Origin of the sequence: Staphylococcus sp. HMSC068C09 (assembly GCF_001813735.1) — a bacterium.
GTDB classification, from domain to species: Bacteria; Bacillota; Bacilli; order Staphylococcales; family Staphylococcaceae; genus Staphylococcus; species Staphylococcus hominis.
The window spans coordinates 1-6,898 of record NZ_KV813735.1 but is presented as its reverse complement, the minus strand read 5'-3'; the positions used below and the strand labels follow the sequence as shown (position 1 = coordinate 6,898).

Annotated in this window: 5 protein-coding genes and 1 pseudogene; 1 reads left to right on the top strand and 5 read right to left on the bottom strand. The window is 36.3% G+C overall.

What is annotated here, in order from left to right:
- Positions 1-32: 32 nt before the first annotated feature.
- From HMPREF2930_RS01405 to HMPREF2930_RS01385, 5 genes and pseudogenes are all read right to left on the bottom strand, one after another.
- Positions 33-458, bottom strand: a pseudogene (locus HMPREF2930_RS01405) (cadmium resistance transporter); the annotation flags it as partial.
- A 227-nt stretch (positions 459-685) separates the two neighbouring features.
- Positions 686-2,107: a dihydrolipoyl dehydrogenase gene (lpdA, locus tag HMPREF2930_RS01400; protein ID WP_002504088.1), complete on the bottom strand. Its 1,422-nt coding sequence runs from the start codon at positions 2,105-2,107 to the stop codon at positions 686-688.
- Positions 2,108-2,288: 181 nt separating this feature from the next.
- The gene (locus tag HMPREF2930_RS01395) at positions 2,289-4,697 is read right to left on the bottom strand and encodes a heavy metal translocating P-type ATPase (RefSeq protein WP_017175362.1); all 2,409 of its coding nucleotides are present in this window, start codon (positions 4,695-4,697) and stop codon (positions 2,289-2,291) included.
- Between the two features lie 258 nt (positions 4,698-4,955).
- Positions 4,956-5,612, bottom strand: a complete 657-nt coding sequence (locus HMPREF2930_RS01390) for a ZIP family metal transporter (protein WP_231451779.1) — start codon at positions 5,610-5,612, stop codon at positions 4,956-4,958.
- Between the two features lie 363 nt (positions 5,613-5,975).
- Positions 5,976-6,377 carry an ArsR/SmtB family transcription factor gene (locus tag HMPREF2930_RS01385; RefSeq protein WP_002454665.1) on the bottom strand — a complete coding sequence of 134 codons (402 nt, stop codon included), beginning with the start codon at positions 6,375-6,377 and terminating at the stop codon, positions 5,976-5,978.
- 163 nt (positions 6,378-6,540) lie between these two features.
- Here HMPREF2930_RS01385 and lspA point away from each other — a divergent pair, with 163 nt between their 5' ends.
- Positions 6,541-6,885 carry a signal peptidase II gene (gene lspA / locus HMPREF2930_RS01380; protein ID WP_172952307.1) on the top strand — a complete coding sequence of 115 codons (345 nt, stop codon included), beginning with the start codon at positions 6,541-6,543 and terminating at the stop codon, positions 6,883-6,885.
- Positions 6,886-6,898 lie beyond the last annotated feature (13 nt).

Below are 6,898 nucleotides of genomic sequence, written 5' to 3'. Positions count from 1 at the left end.
GTTAGCTATATTTTTTACTTTGCAACAGAACCAATTCCAATATTGTCTCCGCCATTGGCGAATGTGATAAAGGCTACACTTAAATAGAACTTATTAAATTTGTTTAAGTTGGAAAGAATGTTACCTTCATCCTCATCTTCACCCTTTATAAAGAGTTTTACTCCTAGATACATCGGTATTAATCCTAGCAAACCTACCCACTGATCAGGAATGAGTGTTACTCCAAATGTTGCTAAAAGACTGATTAAAACTAAAAGTGCAAAACCAAGATATTGGCCAATGACTATATCTCTTGGATAAATACGGTTTCCTTTCGACTCCATGCTAACTATTCCACTGTTACCCGTTTTAGCTTGTGACCTTGCTTGAGAGAACAGTAACATCAAGACAAAAATATCATCGACATTGGTTACTATAAAAGAACCTAAAGCAGAGAGAATAGTTAAAATTAAATTCATTTATATCAACTCCTTCATCGTTCATAAACAGTCAGAAAAACGATTGGATATATTTCATAATTTGTATTAACCCAGTTCATTAGAAATTCATGAATAGTGATTAATCCATACCATCAGGAATTTTATACAGTAATACATCTATCAATACAAAATGTGCATGAGTCTCCATCCATTAATAAAAATTCAACCTGCACTTATGAAAAAGTGCAGGTTGGCCTGCATTCACATTATTGCTTTTTATTCAACATATGTGTAGCATGTCCCATCACACCTTCTGCTGCTTCCATAAGTGTCTCTGGTAAGGTAGGATGAGCATGAATCGTAAGGCTAAGATCTTCCGCATTTGCCCCAGCCTCAATCGCAAAAACAGCCTCTGCAATCAGAGAGGATACCTCTGGTCCAACCATCTGTACTCCTAACACTCTTTTCGTATTCTTTTCGGCTACAACTTGTACAAAGCCATCTGCATCCGAGACAGATAACGCCCTAGCATTTGCTTGGAATGGAAAACGACTGGATACTGTTTCGTATCCTTTTTCCTTTGCTTCCTTCTCTGTTAAACCTGTATAGGCTACTTCAGGATCGCTGAAGATAACAAAAGGCATCGCTTGAAAATCAATCACACTATTTTGACCACTGATCACTTCGGCTGCTATCTTTGCTTCATAACTAGCTTTATGAGCAAGGAGGTCACCACCAGCACAATCCCCTATTGCATAAACATGTTCAATGTTTGTTTGACATTTGTTATTTATCTTAATAAATCCTTGGTCGTCTAATACTACTCCGATATTTTCCAGACCAATTTTACCTGTGTTTGGTTTTCTCCCAATAGAAACTAAGCAATAATCACCTTGAATAATTTCTTCCTTTCCATCAACTTGAACATGGACGTTAACTTCATCGCCTGTATTTTCTCCACCTTGAACAAGGGCATCCGTTATAACAGTGATTCCAATTTCCTTTAAATGACGTTTTACTGTTTTTGTTAGGATAGGATCTGTCCCGGACAAAATTGTATCCGATCCCTCAAGGATGGTCACTTTTGCCCCAAACTTTGCATAAGCAGTACCTAACTCTAAACCGATATAACCACCACCTACCACAACTAAATGATTGGGTACTTCCTGTAGTTGCAATGCCTCCGTTGAAGAAATGATTCTTTTTTGATCAAATGGCATACTTTTTAACTCGACTGGCAAAGAACCTATTGCAAGAATTAAATCTTTGTAGGAAAAAATCTGTTCCTCGTCCTCTATTTTTATTTTTGCAATATGTGCTTCAGTGAGATAGGCTTCCCCACTGATGACCTCTACACCATTTCCTTTTAACAAGGTGCGAATCCCATCTGTTAGCTTGTTCACGATTCCGTCCTTCCACTTTACTACTTCTGGCATATCAACTTGAACCTCACCCGAAACCTTAAGCCCCATTGTATTGGCATGTTTAATGTGTTTGACTCGTTCAGATGCACTAATAAGAGCTTTTGAAGGGATACACCCTCGATTAAGGCAAACTCCTCCTAACTCCGCCTTATCAACCAGTACCACCTTTTTTCCTAACTGGGCAGCACGTATTGCCGCCACATAACCTCCAGACCCTGCTCCTATCACTAAAAGGTCTACATCTTTTTTCACTTCTCCAGTCATCCTAGATTCCTCCTTTGATAAGTAACTATAATTACTATTTGTACTCAAGAATATAGTTGTGTAATATGTGTCTAACCTTTTTCTTATTTTCACCTATTTTTCTTCTCTTATTAGACAATTTATAAAAAATAATCTACATTTTGATTAAAAGGGCTTTCTAAATGGAAAGCCCTTTTTACTCTTACTCTTTCACTCGCATAAGTCGTAAACTGTTCAACGCTACAAGAAGAGTTGCACCCATATCTGAAAGAATCGCAATCCAGAGTGTTAACCAACCTGGAATAACCAATAATAAGGCAATAAATTTAATAGCAATTGCAAAAGTAATGTTAGCTTTTATTATGTTTAGCGCTTTTCGACTTAGTTTTACCGTAAACGGAAGTTTTCTTAAATCATCTCCCATTAGTGCAACGTCCGCCGTTTCTAATGCTGTATCAGTACCAGCTCCACCCATTGCAATTCCAACAGTGGAAGCTGCCAATGCAGGTGCATCATTGACACCATCGCCAATCATAGCTACGTTGTTGTATTCCGATTTCAATTGTTTAATATAATCCAATTTATCCTGAGGCATTAATTCAGCCTGAACTTCTTTTACTCCGACATGACTTCCAATGGCATTCGCAGTACCTTTATTATCACCGGTAAGCATAATTGTATTTTTGATGCCAAGTTGATGTAGTTTTTGAATGACTTCTTTACTTGATTCATGTACTTCATCTGCTACTGCAATAATAGCTAGTATTTCTTTGTCAGTTCCAACAACCATAGCAGTTTTCCCTTGATTTTGAAGAGTTGCAACTTTTTTCTCTAAATTCTTATCAAAACTAGAGTTTGACAGTTCCTTAAATAGTTTTGGACTTCCAATATAATAGGTCGTTCCGTCTACAGTACCCTTAATTCCTTTTCCTGTAATGGAAGAGAAGTCATCTACCACAACATCTGAATAAGAAATATTCGCCTCTTCTGCTCTTTTCATGATTGCTGATGCAAGAGGGTGCTGAGAACGATACTCTAATGCAGTAATGATGGATAGCATTTCATTTTCATCTACCTGTTTGTTCAACACATTGAAGTCAGTTACAACAGGGACACCTTTTGTCAAAGTACCTGTTTTATCGAAAGCAATGGCCTTTAAGGCACCCATTTCTTCTAAATAAACGCCACCTTTTATTAGGACACCCTTTTTCGCTGCATTTCCAATTGCTGAAACAATCGAAATCGGGGTGGAAATAACCAACGCACATGGACAACCAACGACTAAAACAGCTAAACCTTGATAAACCCATGTTTCCCAACTAGCCCCAAAGAATAATGGTGGAACTACAGCAACTAACGCAGCTATGATCATGATGATCGGAGTATAATATTTCGCAAATTTTTCTACAAAGGCTTGAGATGATGCTCGTTCTCCCTGTGCTTCCTCTACAAGATGAATAATTTTTGAAATGGTTGTATCTTCTACTAATTTAGTTATTTCTACTTCAAGTAATCCTTCTTCATTTAGAGTACCTGCAAATACTTCATCATCAACCGCTTTTTCAACAGGGACTGACTCACCTGTAATGGCAGCTTGATTAACAGCAGAGTACCCACTTACAACCATCCCGTCCATGGCAATCTTTTGACCAGGTTTGACAATCATAATATCTCCAACTGCAATATCATCTACATGAATCATCATTTCTTGACCTTTTCGTCTAACAAGTGCCTCTTTAGGTGCAATATCCATTAATGATCGAATTGATTGTCTCGCTTTATCCATAGAAAATCGTTCTAGAGCTTCACTAATTGCAAAGAGTATGACAACAACAGAAACTTCTGCCCATTTTCCTATAATCGCACCACCTATAACTGCAACAGTCATAAGTGTTTTCATGTCAAATTCAAAGCGTAACAAGTTTTGGAAACCAACTTTAAAAAGCGATAATCCTCCTATTAACATCGATGCTACAAATAATAATGTAGTAACAATGTTCTCATCCCCATTAACAAAGACTGAAAGATATCCGAAAACAATCAATAAGGTCGAATAGAGTAAAGTACTGTGCTTTTTATAGAATGGCACTTTTTCTTCTTTTTCATCCTCTTTTTCCTGGTTAATCTCTTGTGTAGCTTGCCGTACAGGTTTTTCAGAGGCCACTTTAAGATTCTCAAAAGCACCTGCTTTTTCTAATTCTTCAATCGTTGCTTCTCCGTAAACGGAAATTTTGGATGCTCCAAAATTTACTTTTGCATCCTCTACTCCCGGAATTTTTTTAACATTTCTTTCAAACTTTCCTGCACAGTTTGCGCATGAAAACCCTTCAACACGATATATATTTTTGTCTTTTTTAACCTCTTGCGGAGCCTGCCGTCTAGGTTTTTCTGGAGCCACTTTAAGGTTCTCAAAGGCACCTGCTTTTTCTAATTCTTCAACCGTTGCTTCTCCGTAAACGGAAATTTTGGATGCTCCAAAATTTACTTTTGCATCCTCTACTCCCGGAATTTTTTTAACATTTCTTTCAAACTTTCCTGCACAGTTTGCGCATGAAAATCCATCAACACGATAGACATATTTCTTCTCTAATGGCTTCGTTGCTTCACTCATATTTAATAACCTCCTTCTTAATTAACCAATGTATCTTTTATCAATCAATGCATGTGGAATTCCTATATTCTTGGCCACCTCTCATTATGATATTCATTTGAATATTACGTTATGTTCTGTTGCTATTATATATCCACACATATATAGATAGTCAAATGATTATTTGATTGTATTTTATTTCTTTTTTTGCTAAGACTAAACTCAACTTTTCTGTTTAATTTCCTCAACTGATTATTCAAGGCTATTCCTTTAATATTTTCATTCCAACCCAACAACTCCTATGATCCAAGAAGCTATATAGAAAACAGCTACACCAAGCAAAACGTAAAGACCAGTTTTTCGATTTTCAGATTGATTAACAACTGGAAGTAAGTCCGTTGCTGCAACATATAGAAAAACACCTGCTGAAAAGGACAAAGCAATTCTTGCAAAAGAATCGCCAAGTACTTCAGCTGCAAATTCTGTGTCACTGAGTAGCCATACTAAAGCCCCTCCAAATATAGTAGCCAAAGCCAGTACTGCAGAGGCAATAAACGCCTTTTTCCTGTCATTAAATACTACAAGAACAATCGAAGAAATGGTTAAGCCATCTGGTATTTTATGAAGTAATACAGCAACAAACACAAGGAAACCTAATTCACTGCTTACTTCGAATCCCGCAACAATGGAGACCCCATCAAAGAAACTATGAATAGTCATTCCGATAAAGGCACCTAAACCGCCCGTTTTTTTACTGAGTTTATCCTCATGTGTTTCATAGCCGAAATGAAAATGAGTTGTGAGGATTCTTTGAAAGGCAAATAATACTAAAAATCCTATTAATATATAGATTCCATTTTCAGGTGAATTTTCTAATCCTTCTGGCATTAGATCAAGAATACCTATGGATAAAAGAAAACCTGCACTAAAAGCCATTAAATATGTAAGAGCTTTGGGGACCATTCTTTTCTCACGACAATAAGTCCTCCAACAAGATTAGCTATACTTGTGAGTAACACAAGAGATACTACAGTCCATGAGAACATTACAAACTCTCCTTACTTTAATTCATTCCATTTCACAAATAATTTGGACCATCAGGGTACAATTCAGAGAAAAAACAAGATTTAAGTCTCAGTGGATACCAGGGCTTAAATCTCCTGAGATGATTTTTTATCTAATGGTCTTTTCTTAGGTAATTTTTATGATTTATTTTTGAGCAACTGCATTCCATCATGTAAAACGGAGGACTGAGTTGTTTGTAACATTTTAACTAATTTTTCCCAACACTCATCACATTTACTTCTTTTCCTTCAACTGTAGTGCTTCTTGCATAAGGTGATGCACATGATTACTTACTAGCCTATAAAAAACCATCTTCCCTTTTTTACGATACTCGGCAAGCCCCATATTACGTAACATACGTAGGTGGTGTGAAGCAGTAGCATTCGTAGAACCAATAATCGTTGCTACATCACAGACACACATTTCATCTTCTTGCGTAAGTGCATAAACAATTTTCAACCGTGTATCATCCGCAAAAACTTTAAACAATTGTGATAAGCCATCCGTTTGACCGACTTCCTGCTGACGGCGCTCAACCTTTTCTGGGTCAAATATAAATGTCTCACAAGCATCTTTTCCCCTTGATTTTATACCATCTAAATCATGTTCTTTTTTATTTATGGAAGTAATACTCAAAACAACCCCTCCTCTGTAATTAGTGTATACAATAACATTCAAATTATTGTTTGTATATATATATATTAATATAAATAATATAACGTTTTATTGCAACAATAAAATATACATTTTTTCGTTATATCATGGTATACTTTAAAATAATGAATATTGGAGGAGGAGAATCAGGATCTACTATATCATTGCAGTCATCGTTTTAATCATTGATCAACTATGGAAATCTGCGATTGTCAAATGGATGGAAATAGGTCAAACCATTCCTTTATGGGAAGGAGTATTCCATATTACTTCTCTTCGAAATAAAGGAGCAACATTTGGAATTTTGCAAGGTCAACGCTGGTTTTTTATTATTGTAACGTTAATTGTTGTACTGGGTATCATTTATTATTTACAAACAGAAGGAAGGAATAACCGACGAATCTCTTTTGCCTTATCACTGTTGCTAGGTGGAGCATTAGGGAACTTTTTTGACCGCTTGATTAGAGGAGAAGGTTCTGTTGCAAAGTAAAAAATATAGCTAA

What these genes read in the sequence shown, in the direction of transcription:
- lpdA (WP_002504088.1), bottom strand. Translation starts at nt 2,107, where the DNA reads ATGACTGGAGAAGTGAAAAAAGATGTAGACCTTTTAGTGATAGGAGCA.
- HMPREF2930_RS01390 (WP_231451779.1), bottom strand. Translation starts at nt 5,612, where the DNA reads ATGGCTTTTAGTGCAGGTTTTCTTTTATCCATAGGTATTCTTGATCTA.
- HMPREF2930_RS01395 (WP_017175362.1), bottom strand. Translation starts at nt 4,697, where the DNA reads ATGAGTGAAGCAACGAAGCCATTAGAGAAGAAATATGTCTATCGTGTT.